Consider the following 24,302-nt stretch of genomic DNA (forward strand, 5'->3'; position numbering starts at 1 on the left):
GGCCCCGCCGGTGCAGGGCGAGCCGCTGAACGCCCCTCCGGCACCTGCCGAGGCCGCCGCCCAGCCGGCCCCGCCGCCCGTCACCGAAAGGGTCGCCCAGCCGGTGGCCGCGGCAAGGCCGGCCCCGCCCGCGCCCGAGCCGCGCGCGCCGCAGCGCTCGGAAGGCTACTACGCCACCAAATCGTCGATCTTCAACGCCCTGGTCGAGGCGATCGACCTGTCGCTGCTGACCCGCCTCAGCGCCGAGGACGCGCGCGAGGAAATCCGCGACGTCGTCAACGACATCATCGCGCTGAAGAATGTGGTGATGTCGATCTCCGAGCAGGAGGACCTGCTCGAGGACATCTGCAACGACGTCCTCGGCTACGGTCCGCTGGAGCCGCTGCTGGCCCGCGACGACATCGCCGACATCATGGTGAACGGCGCCGACACGGTCTATATCGAGACCCAGGGGCGGATGCAGCAGACCAATGTCCGCTTCCGCGACAACAAGCAGTTGCTGAACATCTGTCAGCGCATCGTCAGCCAGGTCGGCCGCCGCGTCGACGAATCGAGCCCGATCTGCGATGCCCGCCTTGCCGACGGCTCGCGCGTCAACGTCATCGCGCCGCCGCTGGCGATCGACGGGCCGACCCTCACCATTCGTAAGTTCCGGAAAGACAAGCTGACCCTTCGGCAGCTCGTCCAGTACGGCTCGATCTCCCCCGAGGGAGCAACCGTACTGGAGATCATCGGCCGCAGCCGCTGCAACGTGCTGATCTCCGGCGGTACCGGCTCGGGCAAGACGACGCTGCTGAACTGCCTGACCGCCTTTATCGATTCCACCGAGCGCATCATCACCTGCGAGGACGCGGCCGAGCTGCAACTGCAGCAGCCGCATGTGGTGCGCCTGGAAACGCGCCCGCCCAACCTGGAAGGCGAGGGCGAGGTGACCATGCGCGACCTGGTCAAGAACTGCCTGCGCATGCGTCCCGAGCGGATCATCGTCGGCGAGGTGCGCGGACCCGAGGCCTTCGACCTGTTGCAGGCGATGAACACCGGTCACGACGGGTCGATGGGCACGCTGCACGCCAACAGTCCGCGCGAGGCGCTGTCGCGTCTGGAATCGATGATCACCATGGGCGGCTTCTCGCTGCCGTCCAAGACCCTGCGCGAGATGATCGTCTCGTCGATCGACGTCATCGTGCAGGCGCAGCGCCTGCGCGACGGCTCCCGCCGCATCACCCACGTGTCCGAAGTCATGGGCATGGAAGGCGACGTCGTCATCACCCAGGACGTGTTCCTTTACGACATTCTCGGCGAGGACGCGAACGGCAGGCTCATCGGCCGCCACCGCTCCACCGGCATCGGTCGTCCGAAGTTCTGGGAAAAGGCGCGCTATTTCGGCGAGGAGAATCGTCTGGCGGCCGCGCTCGATGCCGCCGAGGCCAAGGAGCCCGGACATGGCTGACCTGCAGGCTTTCCTGACGCCCGGCGTCGCGACCATCGCCATCGCCCTGCTCGCGGCCTTTTCCTTCGGCGGCATCCTCTACGCCCTGTTCGAGCCGCAACTGAGCGGCCGTGCCGCGCGCGAGAAGCGCATGCAGGCCGTGGCCTCGCGCAACATCACCATCGACGCGGCCCGCCTGGCGCGCGATGGCGACCGCCGCCGCAAGTCGGTGCAGGACCAGCTCAAGGAGTTCGAGGCGCGCGAGAAGAAGAAGCAGCATCGCGCCACCCACCTGAGCCTCGACCAGCGGCTCGACCAGGCCGGCCTGTCGTGGTCGAAGCGCGGCTTCATCGTCTTCTCCGTGATCTGCGCCCTGGTGCTCGCCCTTACCGGCCTTCTCCTGTCCGGTTCGCTGATCGTCACCGGTGGCCTGATGTTCGTCGGCGCCTTCGGTGTGCCGCGCTTCTATCTCGCGCGGCGCCGCAAGAAGCGGATCGCCGCCTTTCTCAACGAATTGCCCAATGCCGTCGATGTCATCGTACGCGGCACCAAGGCCGGCCTGCCGCTCGGCGAGTGCATCCAGATCGTCGCGGCGGAGGCCCGCGAGCCAATCAAGAGCGAGTTCCGCCGCATCGTCGAATCGCAGGCCATGGGCATCACCCTGGCCGAGGCGATCGCCAAGCTGCCGAGCCGCATGCCGGTGGCGGAGGCGAACTTCCTCGCCATCGTGGTGATGATCCAGTCGCAGTCGGGCGGCTCGCTGTCCGAGGCGCTGGGCAACCTGTCCAAGGTGCTGCGCGAGCGCAAGGCGATGAAGGGCAAGATCGTCGCGATGAGCCAGGAGGCGAAGTCCTCGGCCGCGATCATCGGCTCGCTGCCGTTCCTGGTGGTCGGCGTGCTGTCGCTGACGAGCCCGTCCTACATGATGCTGCTGTTCAGCGACCCGATCGGCAACGTCATCGTCGTCGGCAGCGGCCTGTGGATGCTGACCGGCATTCTCATCATGAAGAAGATGATCGCCTTCGACTTCTGATCGCGCCCGAAAGACGGCGAAACCGGTGGAAAGAGAAAATGGGTCTGGATTTCTCCAATCTGCTCTCGCAGCAGGCGATGATCGCCATCCTGACCATGGTCGCGATCGCCGGCACGTTGTTTTCCCTCGTCATTCCGTTGCTGGAGGGCGACAAGCTCAAGAGCCGGATGAAGTCGGTGGCGCTGGAGCGCGAGCAGATGCGCGCCCGCGAGCGGGCTCGTCTCGCCGACGACAAGACGAATGCACGGGTGTCGCTGCGCAACAAGCCGAAGAAGCAGATGCAGAACATCGTCGACCGGCTGAACCTGAAGAACCTGTTGTCGGACGATGAAACCAAGCTGCGGCTGACCCGCGCCGGCTATCGCGGCGTGCGGCCGCTCTACACCTATCTCTTCGCCCGCCTGGTCATGCCGGTGATCCTGTTCATCATTGCCCTGTTCTACACCTTCGTGGTGCTGAAGCTGAATCAGCCGGCGATGGTGAAGGTGCTGATCTCCTGCGTCGTCGCCTTCATCGGCTTCTATGCGCCCGATCTCTACCTGAAGAACAAGATCCAGAACCGCCAGCTCTCGATCAACCGGGCCTGGCCGGACGCGCTGGACCTGATGCTGATCTGCGTCGAATCGGGCATGTCCGTCGAGGTCGCCTTCCGCAGGGTGTCGGAGGAGATCGGCATCCAGTCGATCCCGCTCGCCGAGGAACTGACGCTGACCAATGCCGAACTGTCCTATCTCGGCGACCGGCGGATGGCCTATGAGAACCTTGCGAACCGCACCGGCCTCGAAGGCGTCAAGAACGTCTCGCTGGCGCTGATCCAGGCCGAGCGCTACGGCACGCCGGTGTCCACGGCGCTGCGCGTCATGGCCGACGAGAACCGGGCGCAGCGCATGCAGGCGGCCGAAAAGAAAGCCGCCGCGCTGCCGCCGAAGCTGACCGTGCCGATGATCGTGTTCTTCCTCCCCGTCCTGCTGGCCGTGATCATCGGTCCGGCGATCATCCAGGCGCTGGCAACGTTCTGACGGCTGGTCGGAGCGGTCAGAGCCGGGCGGAAGCACCACAGCCAGCGCCGATATGAAAAAGCCACCCGGATTGGGTGGCTTTGCCGTTCGCGGTTGCGGGAGGGAGCAAGTGCCGTCAGCCGCCGGACTTGTTCTTCTTCTTGTCCTGCGCGGAGATTTCCGCCCAGGAATTGCGCTGCGACAGCATCGACTTGAGATAGGCGATGTTCTGCGCCGCCTGGGCCGGGTCGATTTCGGCGGTGGCGACCTGCTCGGCTTCCTGGAAGCGGCCCTGCAGGCCGATCGCCAGGGCGAGGTTCTGGCGGATGCGGCTGTCGGCCTTGGGGCTCGCGGCGGCCCGGCGCAGCACGCTCTCCGCTTCCTTCGCCTCTCCCTCCAGCAGGTAGGACATGGCCAGGTTGTTGAGCAGGCTCGGCTCGTCCGGCGCGATCCTGAGGGCCTGATTGTAGAGGTCGCGGGCCTGCTGGGTGTTGCCCATCTGGTCGTGGATCGCGGCGGCTGCCGACATCAGCCGCCAATCGGGGCGGGTCGGGGTCTGGGCGCCGTTGAGCACCTGCAGCGCTTCCGGCAGGCGGCCGTTCATCGCCAGCACCTTGCCATAGGCGGCGGCGATGTCGCGGTCGCTCTGATTGGCGATGATCGCCTTGCGCAGCACCGCCTCTGCCTGTTCCGCCTGGCCGTTGCGCCCCAGCGCGGCCGCGTAGTTCAGGATGTTCTCCCGGTCCTGCGGCGCGCGCTCATAGGCCTGGCCCCAATAGCTGACGGCCTGCAGGGCGGTGCTCGAGCCGGGAGCGGCATAGGCCTGGGTCGCGCTGGAATGGGTGCCGACGGCGCGCTTCGACGAGGCGCAGCCGGTCAGCGCGACCAGCGTCGCCATCGACACGGCGAGCATCAGGCGCGGCGTGGCGGCGGAACGGGAGAGGGCGTGGCGCTTGGATGGCATGTGCCGGGCTCCTGGACACGGACAACGGTGACACGAACGACGGTGACGCGGACGACGGATCTTGCAGAATGCGCAGACCCATCAATACGTCGTTAACCCTAATGCTTCGTTAAATCCGCCGGCCTGTGGCATGAACGTACCGCAACGATTGCCGCCTCCGGCCGGCCGTGATTAAACGGCGGAACCCGGAAACTCGTTGCCCACCAGAAGGATCCCGCCCGTGCGCGCCGCCTTGATCGCCCCGTCCGCCTCGACCGCCGCCATTCCCGTTCATGTCGTCGAGCAGGGCACGGCGCCGGCGGTGCTGCAGGCTCTCGGCGCGCGGGCGCAGGCCTTCGCCGCCGCCAGCGGCTTCGACGGCTCGGCGGGCCAGCTCCTGCTGCTGCCCGATGCGGATGGGGCGCTGTCGGCGGTGCTGTTCGGCGTTGCCAATGCCACTGAACCGGGTTTTGCCGTCGGCGATCTCGCCCGCAAGCTGCCGGGCGGCGACTTCCGGCTGGAGATCGCCGCCGAGGCGCAGGAGGAGGCGGCGCTCGCCTTCGCGCTCGGCTCCTATCGCTTCGATCGCTACCGCACGCCCTCGACCCGGCCGGCACCACGGCTGGTGGTCGGCGAAGGCGTCGACCTCGACCGGCTCGGCCTGATCCTCGACGGCATGGCGCTTGCCCGCGACCTCGTCAACACGCCGGCCAGCGATCTCGGCCCCGCCGAACTGTGCGATGCGGCCCTGCGCCTCTTTGCCGATCACGGCGGCCGCGCCCATGTGATCGAGGGCGAGGCGCTGCTTGCCGAAGGCTTCCCGATGGTGCATGCGGTCGGGCGGGCGAGCACCCGCGCGCCGCGGCTGCTCGACGCGGTCTGGGGCGAAGAGGGCCATCCGCGCGTCACCCTGGTCGGCAAGGGCGTCGTCTTCGACACCGGCGGCCTCGACATCAAGCCCTCCAGCGCCATGGCCTTGATGAAGAAGGACATGGGCGGCGCCGCCGCCGTGCTGGCGCTCGCCTCGATGATCATGGCTGCCGGCCTGCCGGTGCGCCTGCGCGTCATCGTCCCGGCGGTCGAGAACGCGATTTCCGGCGCCTCCTTCCGCCCCGGCGACGTGCTGGCGAGCCGCAAGGGCCTCACCGTCGAGATCGGCAACACCGACGCGGAAGGCCGGCTGATTCTCGCCGACGCGCTGGCGCTCGCCGACGAGGAGGAGCCGGAGATCCTGATCGACATGGCGACGCTGACCGGCGCCGCGCGCGTTGCCCTCGGCCCCGACCTGCCGCCCTTCTACACCGATGACGAGGCCTTCGCCGCCGATCTGGCCGCCCATGCGACCGCCACGCGCGATCCGCTGTGGCGCCTGCCGCTGTGGCGTCCCTACGAGAGCTATCTGGAAAGCCGGATCGCCGACATCAACCACATCAACACCAGCGGCGCGGGCTTTGCCGGCTCGATCACCGCCGCGCTGTTCCTGTCCCGCTTCGTCGAGAAGGCGCGGGTCTGGGCGCATCTCGACATCTATGGCTGGAACCCGGCGGATCGTCCGGGCCGGCCGCTCGGCGGCGAGGCGCAGGCCGCGCGCGCGCTGTTTTCGCTGCTTGCCGCCCGCTACCCGCGACGCTGAGACTGCACGCTTTCCTGCCTCGTTTCGCCGTTTGTATAACGGAACCGAAACGAACTTCCTGTCAGGATGGGGCAAGGCCGGCAACGGCAGATGAGGCATGGGTGAGGGATGGGTATCGACTTGCGGCCGTCGCAGGCGCTGCGGCTCTGGCATGAGGTGACGATGTCGCTGGTCACCGACGGCGACCGCGACCTCACATCGCGCCAGATGGCGATCCTGATGACCGTCTATCTCGAGCCGCCGCCGCACACGGTGCGCGGGCTCGCCGCGCGTCTCGACGTCACCAAGCCGGTGATCACCCGCGCGCTCGACACTTTGGGCGCGATGAAGCTGCTGTCGCGCCGCCGCGACGAGGCCGACCGGCGCAATGTGGTGGTGACCCGCACCGTTGCCGGCGCGCTCTATCTGGAGCACATTGCCGACACCATCGTCGCCCGCGCCGCCGAGATGCATCGCTGACCGCAGCCCCGCGCGGGGCCTCGAGAAAGTCCGAGAACCGCATGCCCAGCGACACCGCCGCCACCCCTGGCCCCACCCCCGACCCGACCCCCGGCCCGACCCCTGGCCCCGCCCTCGACCGCCGCATCCATCCCGTCCGGGCGGACCTTGCGGCGAGCCGCTATCGCGGCCGGGTCGCGGCTGAGCGCTTCGCCGATCCGGTGCCGATGCGCATCGCGGCCGCCTCGGCGCCGCTGCGCCCCGCGCCGGATGCGGCCCGCTCGATCGACACGGAAGCGCTCTACGGCGAGAGCTTCGATCTCTACGAGATCCGCGACGACGGCTGGGCCTGGGGTCAGCTCGCGACCGACAGCTATGTCGGCTTCCTGCCGGCCGGGTGCCTCGGCGAGGCCGGGCTGCCGGCCACCCACCGGGTCTGCGTGCCGCGCAGCTTCCGCTATCCGGAGGCCGAGCTGAAGCGGCCGCCGCTCTCGTTGATTTCGCTCGGCGCGCGGGTGCGCGTCGTCGGAACGGCGGTGACGCGCGGCCTCGACTACGCGCTGCTCGACGACGGCAGCGCCATGGTCGCCCGCCACCTGATGCCGCTCGGCGAGACGGTCGTCGACTGGGTGGCGGTCGCCGAAGGCCTGCTCGGCACGCCCTATCTGTGGGGCGGGCGGACGTCGCTGGGGCTCGACTGCTCGGCGCTGGTGCAGCTTGCGGCGGCGGAGGCCGGCCATCTGCTGCCGCGCGACAGCGACATGCAGGCGGCCGAAGCCGGCACCGCGCTCGACATTTCCGCCGGCCTGCCGGAGCTGCGGCGCGGCGACCTGCTGTTCTGGAAGGGCCATGTCGGCATCCTCAGCGATCCGGCCACCTTGCTGCATGCCAACGGTCGCACGATGAGCGTCGCCCGCGAGCCGCTGGACGCGGCGCTCGCCCGGATCGCCGCCACCGAATGGGGCGCGGTGACCGCCTGCCGCCGGCTCTGATTTCGGCGACCGGCGACAAGCGCTTGTCGTTTCGACAGAATTTCAAGTCGTTTCCGAAACTTGCTTGCTCTTCCCTAAAAGGAAATTCCGCAAAACGACCCGTTTCCCTAGCGTATCAGATATGCAGGGAATGCAGTTGAAATTGCTTTAGGCTGTAACTATATCAGCCTCGACGTTGCGCGAGCGCTGTTTCACGCCATTGAGACGGACCGCGAGCTTCCCACGGGTCACGCCGAAGCTCGGAATTCCGCAAGGATCACAAAAATCGGATGTTTCGTCAGGCTGCCGACAGGTCGCGGATGTAAACGTCTTTGCCGCTATTCAATGGATCACTGATCGATCATGCTTCATGTCTTGCCACATGCTGTTTTTCTTCACGTTGAAGACAACGTGAACGATGCAATGGCCTTCCGTCTGGCACTCGAAAGCGTGACGGGAAACATTCGCGTGCGCCGGGTCGGCTCGGTGGAGACGGCGCTGGAGCTGCTGTCGACCCCGGACGCGGCCGCCGGCCCGCCCTTCGACTGTGTGGTCGCCTCGCTCGATCTGCCGGGCACCGGCGCCGGCGATCTCGCCCGGCGCCTGCGCCAGCGCTACGACAGCAGCACGCTGCCGCTGGTCGGGCTGACCGGCGCCGCAGCGCCGTCGCCGGCCAGCGACAACGACTGGTTCGACGTCGTGTACGAGAAGCCGACGCTGCCGCGCGAGATGAAGCGGGTGGTGCGCGAGATCATCGACGTGTGGTTCCAGCGCGCCCGCCGCTTCCACTGCTGACCGGCTGGGCCTTTCAGTAACCTGTTGCTTTGTCTACAAGATTACGAAGTTCGCCGCCCGCCTCATAGGCGCGGATCTGCTCGGCCACATAGGCGGAGATCGCCTCCGGATCGCTTTCGGCGGCGACATGCGGCGTGATCACCACATTCTCCAGCGCCCAGAGCGGGCTGCTTGCGGGCAGCGGCTCGGTCTCGAACACGTCGAGGCTTGCCGCCTTCAAGGTGCCGTCGGTGAGCGCGCGGACGAGATCCGCCTCGACCTGGCTGCCGCCGCGCCCGGCATTGATGAAGACCGGTCCGCCAAGCGCGCCGTCGCGCGCCAGCCGCGAGACGAGGCCGTAATCGACGAGGCCATGCGTCTCCGGCGTCAAGGGCAGCAGGTTCACCAGAATGTCGGTGCGGGCGAGGAAGGCGTCGAGCTCGCCCTCGCCGGCATAGCAGGCGACACCGTCGATCCGCTTGGGCCCGCGCGCCCAGCCCGCGACGTCAAACCTCAATCTTGCCAAGGCCTTGGCGGCATCCGCGCCGAGCACGCCGAGCCCCAGAAGGCCGACGCGAACCTGCCGCGCCGCCGGCTGTTCCAGGTCGCGCCAGACGCCCTCGCGCTGCTGCGCGGCGTAGGCGAGATGCTGGCGATGGTGCAGCAGCACCTGCAGCACCACCCATTCGGTCATGCGTGCGGTCAGGTCCGGATCGACGACGCGCACCACCGGCACGTCCGGCAGTCCGGGCTGGGCCAGCAGGTGGTCGACGCCGGCGCCGAGCGAAAAGATCACCTCGAGATTCGGGCAGGCGGCGAGGGCCTCCGCCGGGGCCTTCCAGGCCAGCGCGTAGCGGATGGCGGCCGGCTCGCCGATGGCGTCGGGCCAGGACCGGACCTCGTGCTCCGGCAGGTGCTTGCCAAGGCGCGCGGCCCAGGCGGCGGGGTTCCAGCCCTTGACGGCGATCAGCAGGCTCATGAGGGTCCTCCAAACGAATATTTCCCTCCTTAGAGCATCTTCCGTCGATCTGTGCAGCACCCGGGACGAAAAAAGTGCCGCAAAGCCAAGCCTCTGGCGTAAAAAGGCCGATGGCCGTCCTCCTCTGCCGCAGCGGCAATTCGCTTGACAGGTGTGGTGCGCAATGAAATCAATTTTTGAGAGAAATTTTGCAAAATTCCGTCTCAAATTCGCGAGAAATTGATTTTCCTGTCGCAAACGCGCTTTTCCGGGGGAGAGGACAAATGGACATCGGAGACGTCAAGGAGGTGGTCGCCTGGGTCAACCTGATGCCGGGCCCGGGACGCACGCCGACCCTGCATGTGACCGGCAAGGTGACCGCGCCGACACCCTGCCACGAGGTGCTGGCGGAGTTCGCCGGGCTCGACAAGTCGGAGCCGCCGGTCTACCGCATCGAGGTGACGCTTAGGGAAGGGGTCGACCTCTGTCCGGACGTGCTGACCGACAAGGAGTTCCGCTATACCGAGCGGAACTACGCCGGCACGGCGGCCACGGTGGAGGTGTCGTCCGACACGGACAGCGAGACGGCGCCGATCCGCAAGGCCCGCTGACGCCGGCTGGCTTGTCCCCGCGCGCCGCAAACGTCTGTCCCCGTCCTATCCCCGGCGCGCGCGAACCGTTATCCCCGCAGGGTGCGGCTCGCGTATAATGCCGGGGCATGAAGGTCAGTCGTGAACGTCAGTCGGCGGCGTAACGGTCGAGACGGCCGGGCTCGGCTTCGGTGACCTGCTCGCCGCGCGGCGGGGCAAGGTCGAGGTCGCCGATGCTGCGGCCGCGCTTGCCGATCTTGTCGGTGGAGATCAGGATCTGCTCGATGTCGCGGCCGGCCTGGCCGAAATGCTGCTGCAGCTTGCGGACCCGCTCGTCCAGCCGGTCGACATCGGCGACGAGATGGCCGACCTCGGCCTGGATGCGGTGCGCCTCCTCGCGCAGCCTTGCGTCGCGCAGCACCGACTGGACCACCTGGATCGACAGCAGCAAAAGCGAGGGCGAGACGATGACCACCCGAACCCGGTGCGCCTTCTGGACGAGATCGGCGAACTGCTCGTGGATCTCGGCGAAGATGCTTTCCGACGGCACGAACATGAAGGCCGTGTCCTGGGTCTCGCCAGGAACGAGGTAGCGCTCGGCAATGTCGGCAAGGTGCTTGCCGATGTCGCGGCGGAACCGGGCGCGCGCCTGCTTCAGCGGCTCCGGCCCCTCGGCCTGTTTCAGCTCGTTATAGGCCTCGAGCGGAAACTTGGCGTCGATGACCAGCGGCGGGGCGCCGTTCGGCAGATGGATCAGGCAGTCCGGCCGCACCCGCGTCGACAGGGTCGCCTGGAAGGAGTAGGCGCCCGGCGCCAGCGCGTCCTGGACGATCGCCTCCATCCGGCCCTGGCCGAAAGCACCGCGCGCCTGCTTGTTGTCGAGGATCGACTGCAGCGCCCCGACCTGACCGGAGAGGTCGCGGATCGTCGCCTGCGCCCGGTCGATGACCGCGAGGCGCTCGTGCAGGTGGCGCAGCCCGTCATGGGTGCGCCGGGTGGTCTCGGCCATCGACTGGCCGAGCTTGTGGCTCATGCCGTCGAGCCGCTCGTTGACCGCGCGCATCAGGTCGCCCTGCCGCGAGCCGAAGACCTCGGCCATGGTCTGCATCCGCCCGGTCATCTCGGACTGGACCTTGAGCAGGGCGGCGATCCGCGCCTCGAGCTCGCGCGCCTGTTCGGTGGCCCGCCATTCGGCATCGCGCGCCCGGCCCGCCTGCCGCGACACGGAGACGAGCGTCAGCAGCGCCGCGCCGAGCAGCAGCAGCGCGGCACCGACAAGCGCCTCGCCAAGCGACACCGGCCGGCCGAGCAGGGTGAAGAGAATCGCCTCCATGGAAACAAAGATAGAACATTTGCCGGTGCAGCGAAACGGCGCAGGCGAAGGGGGCGCGCGCGGCCGCCGCGAGCAGGTAGAGGAGCGCCGGGGGCGCGCAGGATGCCGGCAGCTCCTTCGCCGGCGGCCATAACCCGCGGAAATCGTGCGTTCCGGGCGCATCGGCGCGTTGACGCGGCCGGCCTTCTCCCATATCTCAGCACCATGACGAAACGCGACATCATCATCCTGCCGGACCTCAAGCTGCGCCTGGTCAGCGAGCCGATCGCCAGCGTCGACGACGCGGTGCGGCAACTGGCCGACGACATGCTGGAGACCATGTACGACGCGCCGGGCATCGGGCTGGCCGCGATCCAGATCGGCGTGCCGAAGCGGATGCTGGTGCTGGACGTGGCGCGCGAGGGCGAGACGCCGGCGCCGCTGGTGGTGATCAACCCGGAGATCGTCTGGGAATCCGAGGAGCACTCCGTCTATCAGGAGGGCTGCCTGTCGATCCCGGAATATTACGAGGACGTGGAGCGGCCGCAGCGCATCGGCCTGCGTTTCCTCGACCGCGAGGGCGCGGCGCGCGAGATCGAGGCGGACGGCCTGCTCGCCACCTGCCTGCAGCACGAGATCGACCACCTGAACGGCGTGCTGTTCATCGACCATATCTCGAAGCTGAAGCGCGACCGCGTCGTGAAGAAGTTCCAGAAACAGGCCCGCCTGTCCGAAAAGGCCTGAGCCGGCCGTCCCCGAACCTGCGACCCGGGAGGCGGACGCATGGACATCGCCTTCTTCCTCAAGGTCTTCGCGGCGCTTTTCGCGATCATGAGCCCGGTCGCCAATCTGCCGGTGTTCCTGGCGCTGACCAGCGACCGGGACGCCGCCGGACAGCGCGCCGTCGCCCTGACCGCAACCTTCGGCCTCATTGCCGGCTCGGTCATCGTCTTCTTCGGCGGCGAGGCGATCCTGGCGCTGTTCGGCATCAGCATCGACGGCTTCCGCCTCGCCGGCGGGCTGCTGATCCTGCTGATCGCCCTCTCCATGCTGCATGGCGGCGAAAGCAGCGCCCAGGCCGGCACCGATGAAGAGAAAGAGCATCACCGGACGCGCGACAATCCCGGCATCTACCCCTTGACCGTGCCGATGCTGCTGGGGCCCGGCTCGATCTCGACCATCATCATCTTCCGCGAGCAGGCGCGCGGGGCCGCGCAGGAGATCGCCCTGGTGGCGGCGCTCGCCGCCATGGTCGCCGTGTTCGCTGCCACTTTCTTCGCCGCGCCAATGCTGTCGCGAATTCTGAGCCGCACCGCGATCAGCATCATGAGCCGGCTGATGGGCATGATCCTCGCCGCCATCGCCATGGAGATGATGGTGGCGAGCCTCAAGACCCTGCTGCCGGGTCTTGCCTGACGCGCCTCGCCTGACCCTCCGCGCCCACCCGCGCGCGCCCACCAAGGAGCAATCATGAGCCTGCGCATCGTCTTCATGGGAACGCCGGAGTTTTCCGTTCCGACCTTGATGGAGATCGTCGGCCAGGGTCACGATGTCGTCGCCTGCTACACCCAGCCGCCGCGAAAAGCGGGCCGGGGCATGGAAGAGCGCAAGTCGGCGGTGCATCAGGCGGCGGAGACGCTGGGCATTCCGGTGCGCTGCCCGCACTCGCTGAAAAGCGAGGAGGAGCAAGCCGCCCTTGCCGAACTGGCGCCGGACGCGGCCGTCGTCGTCGCCTATGGCCTGTTGCTGCCGCAGGCGGTGCTCGATATCCCGGTGCATGGCTGCCTCAACCTGCATGCCTCGCTGCTGCCGCGCTGGCGCGGCGCGGCGCCGATCAACCGGGCGATCATGGCCGGCGACGCCGAGACCGGCGTCGAGGTGATGCGCATGGAGGCCGGGCTCGACACCGGTCCGGTCTACATGGCCGAGAAGCTGGCGATCGGGCCGGAGATGACGGCGGGCGAGCTGCACGACCGCCTGTCGGTGCTGGGCGCCGACCTGATGGTGCGCGCGCTCGCCGCCCTGCCGCGCGGCGCCCTGGTGCCGACCCGCCAAGCAGAGGAGGGCGTCACCTATGCCCGCAAGATCGACAAGGCGGAGACCCGCATCGACTGGACCCGGCCGGCGCGCGAGGTGCACGACCATGTGCGCGGGCTCTCGCCCTTTCCCGGCGCCTGGTGCGAGATGGAGATCGCCGGGCGCAGCGAGCGGGTGAAGGTGCTGCGCAGTTCGCTGGAGGAAGGCGCCACGGGCGAGCCGGGCACGCTGCTGGCAGCCGGCGACAAGCTGCTGGTCGCCTGCGGCAGCGGCGCGCTGCGGCTGGTGCAATTGCAGCGAGCCGGCAAGAAGCCGATGCCGGCGGCCGAGTTCCAGCGCGGCGCGCAGCTCGGCGCGGGTGCGCGGCTTGGATGACGGCGCCCCACGTCGCCAAGCGGGTTGCCGGCAGGCTATGATGCCGGCCAGCCACCCGGTACGCCGCTGTAGCCACACGCCGAACGGACGATCCAGACGATGACCCATCCCGCGCTTGAACCCGAGATCCGCCCTGCGACGCCCGCCGACGAGGCGGATATCGCCATGGTCATCGCCACCGCCTTCGGCCAGGAGGGCGAGGCGCGGCTGGTCGACGCGCTGCGCTCCTGCGGCGCGCTGGTGCTGGAGCGGGTGGCGGTCGATCGGGACGGGCGGATCGTCGGCCATGTCGCCTTCTCGCGCGTCACCGGTGCCGGCGCCGGCCATCGCCTTGCCATCACCTGCCTGGCGCCGGTGTCCGTCAGCCCCGACCGCCAGCGCGGCGGCGTGGGCGCGGCGCTGATCCGCGCCGGGATCGACGCCCTGCGCGAGGCGGGCGAGGATCTGGTGCTGGTGCTGGGACCGCCGGCCTATTATCCGCGCTTCGGCTTCGACGCGGAGCTTGCGAAAAAGGTCGCCGGCCCCTATGCGGGGGCGGCCTTCCAGGCGCTGGCGCTGAGCGAGGCGGCGGTTGCCGCCCTGCCCATCGAGGTCACCTTCGCCACGCCCTTCGAGGCCTTCGAGTAACCGCGAGAACCGGCGAGCCGACCCCGTTCATGCCCCGCTACAAGCTGACAGTCGACTATGACGGCCGCCCCTTCGTGGGCTGGCAGCGGCAGGCCAACGGCCCCTCCGTGCAGGCGGTGATCGAGCGGGCGGTGACGGCGTTTTCCGGCGAGACGGTGACCATCGGCGGGGCGGGGCGCACCGATGCCGGCGTGCATGCGACCGGGCAGGTCGCCCATCTCGATCTGGAAAAGGACTGGCCGGCGGCGACCGTGCTCGGCGCGCTGAACTTCCACTGCCAGCCGGACCCGGTGGCGATCCTCGCCTGCGAGAAGATGCAGGAGGGCTTCGACGCCCGCTTTTCGGCGATCCGCCGGCATTATCGCTACCGCATCGTCAACCGGCTGGCGCCGCTGACCCACGATCTGGGCCTTGCCTGGCACGTCAAGAAGCCGCTCGATGCCGAGGCGATGCACGCGGCGGCGCAGGTCTTTGTCGGCCATCACGACTTCACCACCTTCCGCCATTCGCGCTGCCAGGCGAAGAGCCCGTGGAAGACGCTGGAGGCCTTCAGCGTGCGCCGCGAGGGCGAGAGCATCATCGCCGAGTGTTCCTCGCGCTCCTTCCTGCACAACCAGGTGCGCTCGATGGTCGGCACCTTGCGGCTGGTCGGCGAGGGGCGCTGGGGGGCGGAGGACGTCGCCAGGGCGCTGGCGGCGCGCGACCGCGAGGCCTGCGGCCCGGTGGCGCCGCCCGACGGGCTGTATCTGACGCGGGTCGACTACCGCCCGGCGGAGGAGGACGCGGCCTTGCTCGCCGCCTACAGGGCCGGGCTTTCGGGCGCCGATCCCGCGACGGCGGCCGGGGAGGCGGAGGGCGAAGAGGCCTCGGGCGACTGAGCGCCCGCCGCATCCTCCAGCGGGGCGGGCGGCACCAGCTTGCGATAGAGATGCCAGGTGGTGTGGCCGAGCACCGGCAGGACGAAGATCAGCCCGGCGAACAGCGGCAGCATCGCCAGCAGCAGCGTCGCGGTGACCACCAGCGCCCAGCCGATCATCGGCTTCGGGCTGGTGACGACCGAGCGCACGCTGGTGATCATCGCGGTGATGAAGTCGACGTCCCGGTCGAGCAGCATCGGGAAGGAGACGACGGTGAGCGAGAACAGCACCACCGACAGCACCGCGCCGATGACATTGCCGAGCAGCAGGAACATCAGCCCTTCCGGCGTCGTCACCACCACCTCGACAAAGGCGCCGAAGGAGGCGAAGGACTTGAAGCCGAGGAACAGGGCGAGCAGCAGCCGCACCTGATACATCCACATGATCTGGACGAAGAGCACGACGAAGGCCATCCAGGCGAGCTCGCGCCGGCGCTGCGCCCAGATGACGCCGAGCACGCCCGGCCAGTCGAGCGGCGCGCCGGTCTCCAGCCGGCGGCTGACCTCATAGAGGCCGACGGCAATGAACGGGCCGATCAGGCCGAAGCCGATCGCCAGCGGATAGCTGAGATAGCTCATATGCAGGGCGGAGGCGGTGAGCAGCACCAATATGCCGCCGGCGGCATAGACGAAGCCGAAGAACAGGCCGAAGCGCGGCGCCGCCCGGAAGTCGCGCATGCCGGCACCGAGCGCATCGACGATGGCATCGAAGCCGATGGCGTTGACCCGGGTGGGATCGGGCCGCCGGGCCGGCGCCCCCGAAGGCGCATTCCCCGAAGGCGCGTCTCCCGAAAGCGCGCTCTTGTCCTGCTCGACCGTCATTGCCTGCCTCCCTCGCAGCCGTGGACCCTTGTTTCCAGACACTGCAACAAGCAGGACCACTGAAACAGACCTGCGTCAATCCGTCACCTTCGCAAAGATACGTGCGGGGCGTGGGGAGAGACGAACCGATGCGGGTTGCAAGGCGGGGGAGACGCCTGTCGGTCAGCCGGCGAAATAGCTGTCGAGGAAGCGGCGGTAGATGGCGGCAAGCCCGTCGAGCTCGGCGAGCGGCACGCGCTCGTCGACCTGGTGCATGGTCTGGCCGACCAGGCCGAACTCGACCACCGGGCAGTAATTCTTGATGAAGCGGGCATCCGACGTGCCCCCGCCCGTCGACAGCTCCGGCCGGCGGCCGGTCTCCGCTTCCACCGCGTCCGCCAGCGCCTCGATCAACTCGGCGTCATGGGTGAGGAAGCTGTCGCTGGAATCATTGGTGAATTCGAGCTGCCAGTCGCAGGAAAGGCCGTTGATGCCGGCAAGCGCATGGCGCAGATGCGCCTTCAGGCTCTCCACCGACCAGGTGTCGTTGAAGCGGACGTTGAACTGGGCGACCGCCTTGCGCGGGATGACGTTGAAGGCGGCATTGCCGACATCGACGGAGGTGATCTCCAAGTTCGACGGCTGGAAGCGCGCGTTGCCGGTGTCGAGCTCCAGGGCGTCGAGACGGGCGAGCAGCGCCAGCATGTCGGAGACCGGGTTCTTCGCCAGATGCGGATAGGCGACATGGCCCTGCACACCGGTGACGGTGATAATGCCCGACAGCGAGCCGCGCCGGCCGACCTTGATCGCATCGCCGAGATGTTCGGGATTGGTCGGCTCGCCGACGATGCAGGCATCGAACGTGTGGCCGCGCGCCGCCGCCCATTCGAGCAGCTTGACCGTGCCGTTGATCGCCGGGCCTTCCTCGTCGCCGGTGATCAGGAAGGAGATGCGGCCCGGCAGCGCCTCGCCCTTCTCCGCCACATAGGCGATGGCGGCGGCCGCGAAGGCGGCGATGCCGCCCTTCATGTCGACCGCGCCGCGCCCGTGCAGGATGCCGTCCTCGACCGTGCCGTCGAACGGGCCGTGCCGCCAGGCGCCCGCATCGCCCGCCGGCACCACGTCGGTATGGCCGGCAAAGGCAAGGTTCGGCCCCCTCGTGCCGATGGTCGCGAAGAGGTTCTCCACGTCCGGCGTGCCGCGGTCCGAGAACACCATGCGCTCGACGGTGAAGCCGGCGGCCGTCAGCCGCTCCTCCAGGAGGGCGAGCGCGCCGCCCTCGGCCGGCGTCACGGAGGGGCAGCGCAAGAGGTCGCGGGCAAGGGTTGCGGCAAGGGAAAGGCGGGTGTCGGCCATGGCGGTCTGCGGGGTGTCCTGAAATTGCGCTAGGTCGGTCTCGCCCAGCGGCTGTTGGGGCGCGGGCCGTAAGGATTCGGCCCCGGCTCGCCGGGCATCAGGCCGAGGCCGAGCACGAACAGCAGGTTGAGCGCCGGCACGAAGACCAGCACGGCGAGGAAGCCGGTGAGGTTGCGGTCCTGCAGCCGCTTGATGGCCAGCGCCAGCACCACCCAGTGGCTGGCGAACAGCATGTAGGGCAGCAGCGGATGCGAGTTGACGAAGTCCTCCATCGTCACCACCGTCGTCTGGTCGCCGGTGACGTCGAGGCCCTGCACCCACAGGCTGACCGGAATGGCGAACAGCGCCCACAGGAAGCCGAGCGCGAGCATATAGGGCTCGCGCGACACACGCCCGATCGGGCTGAAGAACAGCCAGAGCGGCCCCAGCGGGCCCGGATGCGCTTGCGGTTGCGACATGGAATGTCCTGGACAGGAGACGGTCTGTTGTCCCCGAAGTAGGCCGGGAGGCGCCGACAATCAAGGCGCTTTGCCCGATTGTCGTGCGCCTGCGCGGTTTTGCCCGGCGGCGCGGCGATGCGCGCAAGGGCGGCCGGGCGCCTGGTCTCAGTCGCGCAGCAGCTCGTTGATCGAGGTCTTGGAGCGGGTTCTCTCGTCGACGCGCTTGACGATCACTGCGCAGTAAAGGCTCGGCCCCGGCTCGCCGCCGGGCAGTGGCTTGCCCGGCATGGTGCCGGCAACGACCACCGAATAGGCCGGCACCTCGCCGTAGAACACCTCGCCGGTGGCGCGGTCGACAATCTTGGTCGACTGGCCGATGAACACGCCCATGCCGAGCACCGCGCCCTCGCGGACGATGCAGCCCTCGACGACTTCCGAGCGGGCGCCGATGAAGCAGTTGTCCTCGATGATCACCGGCCCGGCCTGCAGCGGCTCGAGCACGCCGCCGATGCCGACGCCGCCCGACAGATGCACGTTGCGGCCGATCTGGGCGCAGGAGCCGACGGTCGCCCAGGTGTCGACCATCGAGCCCTCGCCGACATGGGCGCCGAGATTGACGAAGGACGGCATCAGCACGACGTTGCGGCCGATATGCGCCGAGCGGCGGACGATGGCGCCCGGCACGGCACGAAAGCCCGCGCCCTCGAAGTCGACGCCGCGCCAGCCGTCGAACTTCGACGGCACCTTGTCCCACCACGCGGCATCGCCCGGCCCGCCCTTGATGATCGCCATCGGGTTGAGGCGGAAGGACAGCAGCACGGCCTTCTTGAGCCACTGGTTGACCACCCAGTCGCCGCTCTCGGCTTTCTCCGCCACCCGCGCGTGCCCGCGATCCATCAGGTCGAGCGCAGCATCGACCGCATCGCGCACCGCGCCGGTGGTCTGGGCGGTGATCGTGTCGCGGTCCTCGAAGGCGGCGTCGATGATGGCGGCGAGCTTCGCCTTGTCGGTAGGGGCCGTGGTCATGCGCGGGGGTCTCCGGAAGGTCCGTGGAAAGCGTCGGAAAGTCTCCGCGCGGACCTAACCGCCGCGCCCGCGCGAAGTCAAGGCCGGGCGGGCCGGCGCCGCGCCGACCTGCTCAGGCCTTCTTGACGAACTGGCAGAGGATGACGATCCGCTGGCCCTCGACGCGGCCTTCCAGATGGTTCGGATTGTCGGCGACGAGGGAGATCTTGCGCACCGCCGTGCCGCGCTTGGCGGTGAAGCCGGCGCCCTTGACCGGCAGGTCCTTGATCAATGTGACGGTGTCGCCGGAGGCCAGCACCGCGCCGTTGCAGTCGACATGGACGACGGCGTCCTCGCCGCTGCCGCTGCCGCCCGCGCCCTGTTCGGCCCAGGCCAGAACGTCGGGCTCCAGCCAGGCGGTCTCCAGCAGGTCCCGCGCCCAGGCCGCCTCCGGCAGGCCTTTCAGCAGCCGCCAGGCCAGCACCTGCACCGCCGGCTCGGGGCTCCAGATCGCCTCGTTGAGACAGCGCCAGTGGGGCTCGTCCCGCGGCCCCTCCTCGATGCCGGCCCGGCAGACGGCGCAGAGCGGCACGCTGTCCTCGCGCGGGGGCACGGCAAAGGCGGTGGCGCCTTCGGAATTGCAAAGGGCACAAGCGGTCATGGGATGTCCTGTCGGCAAACGCGGCGGAAGGGATGCGGTGGCATACGCCACCGGCGCCGCCGCGTCCAGCCGCAAGACAGCGACATGTGATCGCCGGCGGGCCGCATCACACCTCGATGGCGCCGAGCACGGCGTTGAGGAAGCCGGCGAGATCGTCGGTGACGAAGTCGACATGCGGGGCGTTCTGCCCTTCCAGCTCCCATTCCTCGCGGAAGACGGCGCGGGTGCCCTCGGGCACCAGGAGCACCGAGCGCATGCCGAGCTTGTGCGGCACCTGCAGATTGCGGGAGAGATCCTCGAACATCGCCGCGCGCACCGGCGAGACGCCGGTCTTTTCCAGGAACCGGTTGTAGGTCTCCAGGTTCGGCTTGGGCAGCAGCCCGGCGGCGACGATGTCGAAAATGTCGTCGAACTGCTCGGAAATGCCGAGCCGGGCGGCGGTGCGCTCCGCATGCGGCCGGTCGCCATTGGTGAAGATGTATTTCTTGCCCGGCAGCCGGGCGATCGCCTGGCCGAGCCGCGGATTGGGCATGACCGGCGAATAGTCGATGTCGTGGACATATTCGAGGAAGGCATCCGGCTCGATGCCATGCTCGACCATCAGCCCGCGCAAGGTGGTGCCGTAGTCGCGGTAGAACGCCTTCTGCTTGAGCCGCGCCTCCTCCATCGGCATGCCGAGATGGCGGGCGATATAGCCGGAAATGCGCGCGTCGATCTGCGAGAACAGGTCCGAACTCGGCGGGTAGAGCGTGTTGTCGAGGTCGAAGACCCAGGCCTCCACGCCGGTGAAGACCCGCAGGTCCTGCTCGTGGGCGTGGCGGCCTTCGCGTTCGCTGATGCTCATGGGCGCAGCAAGGTCCCGGCGCCCTGATCGGTGAACAGTTCGAGAAGCACCGCGTGCGGCACCTTGCCGTTGAGGATGACGACGCCCTCGACGCCGCGCTCCAGCGCGTCGATGCAGGTCTCGACCTTCGGGATCATGCCGCCGGAAATGGTGCCGTCCTCGATCAGCGCCCGCGCCTGGGAGATGGTGAGCTCCTTGATCAGCTTGCCGCTCGCGTCGAGCACGCCGGGCACGTCGGTGAGGAACAGCAGCCGCTTGGCATCGAGCGCGCCGGCGATGGCGCCGGCAAAGGTGTCGGCATTGATGTTGTAGGTCTCGCCGTCGGCGCCGGGGGCGACGGGCGCGACCACCGGGATCAGCTCTTCCTTCATGACGAGGCGCAGCACCGTCGGATTGACCTCCGCCGGCTCGCCGACGAAGCCGAGGTCGAGGATCTGCTCGATCGCCGAATTGGGATCGCGCACCCGCCGCTGCAGCTTCTCGGCCGTCACCATGTTGCCGTCCTTGCCGCACAGGCCGATCGCCTTGCCGCCCTCGGCATTGATCAGGTGGACGATTTCCTTGTTGATCGAGCCGGCGAGCACCATCTCGACGATCTCGACGGTGGCCTTGTCGGTGACGCGCAGGCCGTTGCGGAACTCGCTCTTGATGCCGAGCCGGTCGAGCATCGTGCCGATCTGCGGCCCGCCGCCATGCACCACCACCGGCAGCACGCCGGCCAGCCGCAGCAGGGTGATGTCGCGGGCGAAGGCATTGCCGAGCGCCGGATCGCCCATGGCATGGCCGCCATATTTCACCACCACGACCTGGTCGTCATAGCGCAGCATGTGCGGCAGGGCGGTGGAGATGATCTTGGCGGGATTGATCGGGGCGGTTTCGCTCATGGACGGACGGACACCTCGGCTGGGACGGCAGGAAGGGCGGAGCGCGATCCGCGCGCCACCCGGTCTATAGCTGCTTTCGGAAAGGGGCTCAATTGCGGCCCCGCGGGGACCTGTGCGCGGAAACGGGAAAAGCCGGCGCTCAGGCGAAGCCCGCGTTGCGCTGGGCGGCGGTCTCCGCCTCCGCCGCGCGCGGCTGGGGCAGCTCCGACCATCCGGCCGCGCCGAGCAGCGCACCGATCCGCTCGGCGGCGATCGGCCGGGAAAAATGGAAGCCCTGCAGGTCGGTGCAGCCGAGATGCGCGAGAAACGCCTTCTGCTCCTCGGTCTCGATGCCCTCGGCCGTCACCTTCAGCCCCAGATCGGCGGCAAGGTTCACCACCGCGCGGGTCACCGTATCGTAGTCGACCTTCTCGCCGAGGCCGCGCACGAACTGGCGGTCGATCTTGATCCGGTCGATCGGGAACTGCAGCAGGTGGTTGAGCGAGCCGTAGCCGGTGCCGAAGTCGTCGAGCGCGATCGAGATGCCGAGCAGCTTGAGGTTCTGCAGCACCGCCTCCAGGTCGCTGCCCGGCGTCAGCAGGATGTTTTCGGTGATCTCCAGGTCGAGATTGCGCCCGTCGAAGCCGGTGCGCTCCAGGATCGAGCGGACCCGGTGGACGAGGCGCGGGTCGCGCAACTGGCCGGAGAACAGGTTGACCGACAGACGGAAGCCGTGGCTTGCGGCCTGCACCCAGGGCAGGGCGGTGCGGCAGGCCTCCTCCAGCACCCAGTAGCCGATATCGGCCGCATGCCGGCTGCCGTCGAGGACGGCGATGAAGGCAGCGGGCGGCAGAATGCCGCGCACCGGATGGTTCCAGCGCATCAAGGCCTCGGCGCCGATCACCGCTTCGTCGCCGATGCGCACCACCGGCTGGTAGAGGAGCTGGAACTGCTGCCGGTCGACCGCGTCGGCCAGTTCGCGCGCCAGCGTGTTGCGCCGGTCCGCCTCGCGCCGCATCGCCGCGTCGAACACCATGAAGCGGCCGCGCCCCCGCGTCTTGGCGGCATAGAGGGCAAGGTCGGCATTGCCCATCAACTGGCTGTAGGAACCGCCGTGATCGGGCAGCACGGCGATGCCCATGCTGCAGCCGCAGGCGGCGCTCTCGCCGCTGTCGTCCGGCCCCGGCACGGCGATCGTCTGGGCAAGGCCGGCGGCATATTCGGCGATCGCCCCGTCGCGGGCGAGCGAGGGCTCGAGAATGGCGAACTCGTCGCCGCCGAGCCGGGCGACGGTCGCCTGCGGCCCCGCATGCGCGCGCATCCGCTGCGCCGTCTCGACCAGCAGCCGGTCGCCGCTGGAATGGCCGAACGTGTCGTTGACCAGCTTGAAATGGTCGAGGTCGAGCAGGAACAGCGTCGCCTCCTCGCCGGTCTCCTGCCAGCGGCGGAAAGCGTCGGCGACCCGCGTCTCGAACGTCGCCCGGTTGGCGAGCCCGGTCAGCGGATCGTGGCGGGCAAGATGGGCAAGCTCGCGGTTGACCCGCTCCATCTCGGTGATGTCGCGCGCCGTGCCGCGATAGCCGAGGAAGGTCCCGCCCGGGGCGAACACCGGATAGCCGCTGACCAGGGTGAAGCGTTCCCTGCCGTTGCTGAGCCAGCGGAACCGCACGTCGCGAAACGGCTGGCGCGCCTCCAGCAGCGCGCGGTGCCGCTGCCAGAACTCGTGGCTCTCGCCCGCGCCGCTGGGGGCCTCCCAGCGGGTCTTGCCGACGAAGTCGGCGGGATCGACCCCGTTGTCCTCGGCGCTGCAGGACAGATAGGTGAAGCGCAGCTCCGCGTCCTGCTCCCAGATCCAGTCGGAGGTGATGTCGAGATAGCTGGAGAAGCGGGCATCGCGCCGGCGCCCCTCGAGAATGCGCACGGTAAGCGCGGTGAGGTCGCGCAGGCTGGCGAACTCGTCCTCGCTGAGCCCGTGCGGGCGGACCTTGTCGTCGATGACGCAGAGCGTGCCGATGGGAAGGCCGGTGTCGAGGTGGATCGGAAAGCCGGCATAGAACCGGCTGCCGCCCTCGATCTCCACATAGGGAAAGTGGCGGAAACGCGGATCGGCGGTCAGATCCGGAACGATCAGCGGTGCGCCGGCGCGATAGGCGACGCCGCAGACGGTCTGGGAGGCCGGCAGGCGGACCGTGTCGCTGCCGACACGGGCGAGCACGAACAGGTCGGCGTCGTGGATGAAGGTGACGAAGGACTTGCCGCAGTCGGCGATGCGGGCGGCGAGGCGGACGATCTCGTCCAGCGCGGGATCAAGCGAATGACCCACCAGATGCAGGCTGGCGATCTCCCTGTGCAGGTGATCGACCTGCTGCCGTCCTGCTTCTGTGCCGGACGCTTCGCCCGTGGCATTCCCGCGTTCGACGTGCATGCGGTTGTCCCCTCGATTCCGCAGGCATAGCCTATGTGACTTTACGCAGCGTTAAAAGCCGAGGGCGCGCCGTCCCGCCGAAAGATGCCCCCGCATCGGCGGTCAAGCATCCCCATTTTTGACGGGTCGGCAAGTGCGGGCTGCGGCATCCGGCCTCAGATGGTGGAAAGCTTATGGATTTCCGCGCGAATGTCGGCAAGGCCGGCCGATTTTTCCGAGGAGGTGACGATGATCCGCGGATGCGCGGCCGGACGCTTGCGGATCTTCTCCGCCGTCTCCTCCTCGACCCGCCGGGCCTGGCCGGGCTTGATCTTGTCGATCTTGGTCAGCACCACCTGGTAGCTGACCGCCGCCCGGTCGAGCAGGGTCATCACCTCCAGGTCGTTTGCCTTCAGCCCGTGGCGGCTGTCGATCAGCACGAAGACGCGGCGCAGCCTTGCCCGCCCCTGCAGATAGGTGAAGACCAGGCTGGTCCAGGCGTCGACCAGCGACTTCGGCGCCTCGGCATAGCCGTAGCCGGGCATGTCGACCAGCGTCACCGCGCTTTCGGGCGCGGTGAAGAAGTTGAGCATCTGGGTGCGGCCGGGGGTGTTGGAGGTGCGCGCCAGCCCGTTGACGCCGGTGATGGCGTTGATCAGGCTGGACTTGCCGACGTTGGAGCGGCCGGCGAAGGCGATCTCGATGTCGCCTTCCGGCGGCAGTTGCTCGAGCTGCGCGACGCTGGTGACGAAGGCCCAGGGACGGCGGAACAGCAGGCGGCCGGCCTCGATGTCCTCCGGCGTGTGGGGACTGTCTGCGTCGGCGCGGTCGTCCGGCTGGCTCATGGCGGCGTTCGTCTCGGCTTGCGTCTGGTGGCAGCGCTCGGTGCGCGGA

At 68.6% G+C, this 24,302-nt stretch carries 25 protein-coding genes; 13 read left to right on the forward strand and 12 right to left on the reverse strand.

Annotated elements, in window-relative coordinates; translation table 11 throughout:
• Positions 1 to 25 precede the first annotated feature (25 nt).
• From TSB10P1A_RS07920 to TSB10P1A_RS07930, 3 genes are read left to right on the forward strand one after another with little or no spacing between them, the layout of a single operon-like run.
• Positions 26 to 1,450: a CpaF family protein gene (locus tag TSB10P1A_RS07920; RefSeq protein WP_371515081.1), complete on the forward strand. Its 1,425-nt coding sequence runs from the start codon at positions 26 to 28 to the stop codon at positions 1,448 to 1,450.
• A complete protein-coding gene (locus tag TSB10P1A_RS07925) occupies positions 1,443 to 2,462 on the forward strand; it encodes a type II secretion system F family protein (RefSeq protein WP_186387384.1) in 1,020 nt (339 codons plus the stop codon). The genes TSB10P1A_RS07920 and TSB10P1A_RS07925 overlap by 8 nt, the downstream gene beginning before the upstream one ends.
• 38 nt (positions 2,463 to 2,500) lie before the next feature.
• Positions 2,501 to 3,481 carry a type II secretion system F family protein gene (locus TSB10P1A_RS07930; protein WP_186387385.1) on the forward strand — a complete coding sequence of 327 codons (981 nt, stop codon included), beginning with the start codon at positions 2,501 to 2,503 and terminating at the stop codon, positions 3,479 to 3,481.
• A 115-nt stretch (positions 3,482 to 3,596) separates the two neighbouring features.
• On the opposite strand, the gene TSB10P1A_RS07935 is transcribed toward TSB10P1A_RS07930, so the two are convergent.
• Complete coding sequence (locus tag TSB10P1A_RS07935; RefSeq protein WP_208985210.1) at positions 3,597 to 4,424, reverse strand: tetratricopeptide repeat protein; 828 nt, start codon at positions 4,422 to 4,424, stop codon at positions 3,597 to 3,599.
• A gap of 220 nt (positions 4,425 to 4,644) precedes the next feature.
• On the opposite strand from TSB10P1A_RS07935, the gene TSB10P1A_RS07940 reads away from it, so the two are divergent.
• The 4 genes from TSB10P1A_RS07940 (at position 4,645) to TSB10P1A_RS07955 (ending at position 8,240) form a co-directional block, all read left to right on the forward strand.
• Complete coding sequence (locus tag TSB10P1A_RS07940) at positions 4,645 to 6,036, forward strand: M17 family metallopeptidase (RefSeq protein ID WP_186387386.1); 1,392 nt, start codon at positions 4,645 to 4,647, stop codon at positions 6,034 to 6,036.
• A 108-nt stretch (positions 6,037 to 6,144) separates the two neighbouring features.
• Positions 6,145 to 6,495: a MarR family winged helix-turn-helix transcriptional regulator gene (locus TSB10P1A_RS07945; RefSeq protein WP_186387387.1), complete on the forward strand. Its 351-nt coding sequence runs from the start codon at positions 6,145 to 6,147 to the stop codon at positions 6,493 to 6,495.
• Between the two features lie 41 nt (positions 6,496 to 6,536).
• Complete coding sequence (locus TSB10P1A_RS07950; protein ID WP_186387388.1) at positions 6,537 to 7,466, forward strand: NlpC/P60 family protein; 930 nt, start codon at positions 6,537 to 6,539, stop codon at positions 7,464 to 7,466.
• Between the two features lie 390 nt (positions 7,467 to 7,856).
• The gene (locus TSB10P1A_RS07955) at positions 7,857 to 8,240 is read left to right on the forward strand and encodes a hypothetical protein (RefSeq protein WP_186387389.1); all 384 of its coding nucleotides are present in this window, start codon (positions 7,857 to 7,859) and stop codon (positions 8,238 to 8,240) included.
• Between the two features lie 13 nt (positions 8,241 to 8,253).
• Here the strand turns inward: TSB10P1A_RS07955 and TSB10P1A_RS07960 are convergent, their stop codons facing one another.
• Positions 8,254 to 9,198, reverse strand: coding sequence for a glyoxylate/hydroxypyruvate reductase A (locus tag TSB10P1A_RS07960; RefSeq protein ID WP_186387390.1), 945 nt, complete (start codon positions 9,196 to 9,198; stop codon positions 8,254 to 8,256).
• A 263-nt stretch (positions 9,199 to 9,461) separates the two neighbouring features.
• On the opposite strand from TSB10P1A_RS07960, the gene TSB10P1A_RS07965 reads away from it, so the two are divergent.
• Positions 9,462 to 9,788: a hypothetical protein gene (locus tag TSB10P1A_RS07965; RefSeq protein WP_186387391.1), complete on the forward strand. Its 327-nt coding sequence runs from the start codon at positions 9,462 to 9,464 to the stop codon at positions 9,786 to 9,788.
• A gap of 127 nt (positions 9,789 to 9,915) precedes the next feature.
• Here TSB10P1A_RS07965 and TSB10P1A_RS07970 read toward each other — a convergent pair whose 3' ends face one another.
• Entirely contained in the window at positions 9,916 to 11,100 is a 1,185-nt protein-coding gene (locus TSB10P1A_RS07970) for a DNA recombination protein RmuC (RefSeq protein ID WP_186387392.1), read from the reverse strand.
• 204 nt (positions 11,101 to 11,304) lie between these two features.
• On the opposite strand from TSB10P1A_RS07970, the gene def reads away from it, so the two are divergent.
• The 5 genes from def (at position 11,305) to truA (ending at position 14,996) form a co-directional block, all read left to right on the forward strand.
• Positions 11,305 to 11,823 carry a peptide deformylase gene (def, locus tag TSB10P1A_RS07975; RefSeq protein WP_186387393.1) on the forward strand — a complete coding sequence of 173 codons (519 nt, stop codon included), beginning with the start codon at positions 11,305 to 11,307 and terminating at the stop codon, positions 11,821 to 11,823.
• Positions 11,824 to 11,862: 39 nt separating this feature from the next.
• Positions 11,863 to 12,495: a MarC family protein gene (locus TSB10P1A_RS07980; RefSeq protein WP_186387394.1), complete on the forward strand. Its 633-nt coding sequence runs from the start codon at positions 11,863 to 11,865 to the stop codon at positions 12,493 to 12,495.
• Between the two features lie 60 nt (positions 12,496 to 12,555).
• A complete protein-coding gene (gene fmt, locus TSB10P1A_RS07985; RefSeq protein WP_186387493.1) occupies positions 12,556 to 13,491 on the forward strand; it encodes a methionyl-tRNA formyltransferase in 936 nt (311 codons plus the stop codon).
• 99 nt (positions 13,492 to 13,590) lie between these two features.
• The gene (locus TSB10P1A_RS07990) at positions 13,591 to 14,118 is read left to right on the forward strand and encodes a GNAT family N-acetyltransferase (protein ID WP_186387395.1); all 528 of its coding nucleotides are present in this window, start codon (positions 13,591 to 13,593) and stop codon (positions 14,116 to 14,118) included.
• 29 nt (positions 14,119 to 14,147) lie between these two features.
• Positions 14,148 to 14,996 carry a tRNA pseudouridine(38-40) synthase TruA gene (truA, locus tag TSB10P1A_RS07995; protein WP_186387396.1) on the forward strand — a complete coding sequence of 283 codons (849 nt, stop codon included), beginning with the start codon at positions 14,148 to 14,150 and terminating at the stop codon, positions 14,994 to 14,996.
• On the opposite strand, the gene TSB10P1A_RS08000 is transcribed toward truA, so the two are convergent.
• The 9 genes from TSB10P1A_RS08000 to yihA form a co-directional block, all read right to left on the reverse strand.
• Entirely contained in the window at positions 14,918 to 15,856 is a 939-nt protein-coding gene (locus TSB10P1A_RS08000) for a DUF2189 domain-containing protein (RefSeq protein WP_186387397.1), read from the reverse strand. The genes truA and TSB10P1A_RS08000 overlap by 79 nt on opposite strands.
• A 162-nt stretch (positions 15,857 to 16,018) precedes the next feature.
• Entirely contained in the window at positions 16,019 to 17,191 is a 1,173-nt protein-coding gene (dapE, locus tag TSB10P1A_RS08005) for a succinyl-diaminopimelate desuccinylase (protein ID WP_186387398.1), read from the reverse strand.
• 29 nt (positions 17,192 to 17,220) lie between these two features.
• On the reverse strand, positions 17,221 to 17,649 hold the full coding sequence (locus TSB10P1A_RS08010; protein ID WP_186387399.1) for a DUF805 domain-containing protein: 429 nt from the start codon (positions 17,647 to 17,649) through the stop codon (positions 17,221 to 17,223).
• A gap of 147 nt (positions 17,650 to 17,796) precedes the next feature.
• A complete protein-coding gene (dapD, locus tag TSB10P1A_RS08015; RefSeq protein WP_186387400.1) occupies positions 17,797 to 18,657 on the reverse strand; it encodes a 2,3,4,5-tetrahydropyridine-2,6-dicarboxylate N-succinyltransferase in 861 nt (286 codons plus the stop codon).
• A 112-nt stretch (positions 18,658 to 18,769) separates the two neighbouring features.
• The gene (locus TSB10P1A_RS08020) at positions 18,770 to 19,297 is read right to left on the reverse strand and encodes an alkylphosphonate utilization protein (RefSeq protein WP_186387401.1); all 528 of its coding nucleotides are present in this window, start codon (positions 19,295 to 19,297) and stop codon (positions 18,770 to 18,772) included.
• A gap of 106 nt (positions 19,298 to 19,403) precedes the next feature.
• On the reverse strand, positions 19,404 to 20,141 hold the full coding sequence (locus TSB10P1A_RS08025; protein ID WP_186387402.1) for a pyrimidine 5'-nucleotidase: 738 nt from the start codon (positions 20,139 to 20,141) through the stop codon (positions 19,404 to 19,406).
• On the reverse strand, positions 20,138 to 21,025 hold the full coding sequence (gene argB, locus TSB10P1A_RS08030) for an acetylglutamate kinase (RefSeq protein WP_208984759.1): 888 nt from the start codon (positions 21,023 to 21,025) through the stop codon (positions 20,138 to 20,140). The genes TSB10P1A_RS08025 and argB overlap by 4 nt, the downstream gene beginning before the upstream one ends.
• Before the next feature lie 139 nt (positions 21,026 to 21,164).
• Positions 21,165 to 23,429 (reverse strand): bifunctional diguanylate cyclase/phosphodiesterase, encoded by a 2,265-nt coding sequence (locus tag TSB10P1A_RS08035; RefSeq protein WP_186387403.1) that lies wholly within the window; start codon positions 23,427 to 23,429, stop codon positions 21,165 to 21,167.
• Between the two features lie 155 nt (positions 23,430 to 23,584).
• The gene (gene yihA, locus TSB10P1A_RS08040) at positions 23,585 to 24,253 is read right to left on the reverse strand and encodes a ribosome biogenesis GTP-binding protein YihA/YsxC (protein ID WP_186387404.1); all 669 of its coding nucleotides are present in this window, start codon (positions 24,251 to 24,253) and stop codon (positions 23,585 to 23,587) included.
• Positions 24,254 to 24,302 lie beyond the last annotated feature (49 nt).

The sequence above is a fragment of the Stappia sp. TSB10P1A genome, from assembly GCF_900185725.1.
In the GTDB taxonomy this organism is placed as follows: Bacteria; Pseudomonadota; Alphaproteobacteria; order Rhizobiales; family Stappiaceae; genus Stappia.

Coding starts and splice junctions, on each gene's coding strand:
- TSB10P1A_RS07930 (WP_186387385.1), top strand. CDS start 2,501: ATGGGTCTGGATTTCTCCAATCTGCTCTCGCAGCAGGCGATGATCGCC.
- TSB10P1A_RS08035 (WP_186387403.1), bottom strand. CDS start 23,429: ATGCACGTCGAACGCGGGAATGCCACGGGCGAAGCGTCCGGCACAGAA.
- TSB10P1A_RS07945 (WP_186387387.1), top strand. CDS start 6,145: ATGGGTATCGACTTGCGGCCGTCGCAGGCGCTGCGGCTCTGGCATGAG.
- TSB10P1A_RS07960 (WP_186387390.1), bottom strand. CDS start 9,198: ATGAGCCTGCTGATCGCCGTCAAGGGCTGGAACCCCGCCGCCTGGGCC.
- TSB10P1A_RS08020 (WP_186387401.1), bottom strand. CDS start 19,297: ATGACCGCTTGTGCCCTTTGCAATTCCGAAGGCGCCACCGCCTTTGCC.
- TSB10P1A_RS07965 (WP_186387391.1), top strand. CDS start 9,462: ATGGACATCGGAGACGTCAAGGAGGTGGTCGCCTGGGTCAACCTGATG.
- dapD (WP_186387400.1), bottom strand. CDS start 18,657: ATGACCACGGCCCCTACCGACAAGGCGAAGCTCGCCGCCATCATCGAC.
- TSB10P1A_RS07990 (WP_186387395.1), top strand. CDS start 13,591: ATGACCCATCCCGCGCTTGAACCCGAGATCCGCCCTGCGACGCCCGCC.
- yihA (WP_186387404.1), bottom strand. CDS start 24,253: ATGAGCCAGCCGGACGACCGCGCCGACGCAGACAGTCCCCACACGCCG.
- TSB10P1A_RS07980 (WP_186387394.1), top strand. CDS start 11,863: ATGGACATCGCCTTCTTCCTCAAGGTCTTCGCGGCGCTTTTCGCGATC.
- TSB10P1A_RS08010 (WP_186387399.1), bottom strand. CDS start 17,649: ATGTCGCAACCGCAAGCGCATCCGGGCCCGCTGGGGCCGCTCTGGCTG.
- TSB10P1A_RS07925 (WP_186387384.1), top strand. CDS start 1,443: ATGGCTGACCTGCAGGCTTTCCTGACGCCCGGCGTCGCGACCATCGCC.
- TSB10P1A_RS08000 (WP_186387397.1), bottom strand. CDS start 15,856: ATGACGGTCGAGCAGGACAAGAGCGCGCTTTCGGGAGACGCGCCTTCG.
- TSB10P1A_RS08025 (WP_186387402.1), bottom strand. CDS start 20,141: ATGAGCATCAGCGAACGCGAAGGCCGCCACGCCCACGAGCAGGACCTG.
- argB (WP_208984759.1), bottom strand. CDS start 21,025: ATGAGCGAAACCGCCCCGATCAATCCCGCCAAGATCATCTCCACCGCC.
- dapE (WP_186387398.1), bottom strand. CDS start 17,191: ATGGCCGACACCCGCCTTTCCCTTGCCGCAACCCTTGCCCGCGACCTC.
- truA (WP_186387396.1), top strand. CDS start 14,148: ATGCCCCGCTACAAGCTGACAGTCGACTATGACGGCCGCCCCTTCGTG.
- TSB10P1A_RS07970 (WP_186387392.1), bottom strand. CDS start 11,100: ATGGAGGCGATTCTCTTCACCCTGCTCGGCCGGCCGGTGTCGCTTGGC.
- def (WP_186387393.1), top strand. CDS start 11,305: ATGACGAAACGCGACATCATCATCCTGCCGGACCTCAAGCTGCGCCTG.
- TSB10P1A_RS07950 (WP_186387388.1), top strand. CDS start 6,537: ATGCCCAGCGACACCGCCGCCACCCCTGGCCCCACCCCCGACCCGACC.
- TSB10P1A_RS07935 (WP_208985210.1), bottom strand. CDS start 4,424: ATGCCATCCAAGCGCCACGCCCTCTCCCGTTCCGCCGCCACGCCGCGC.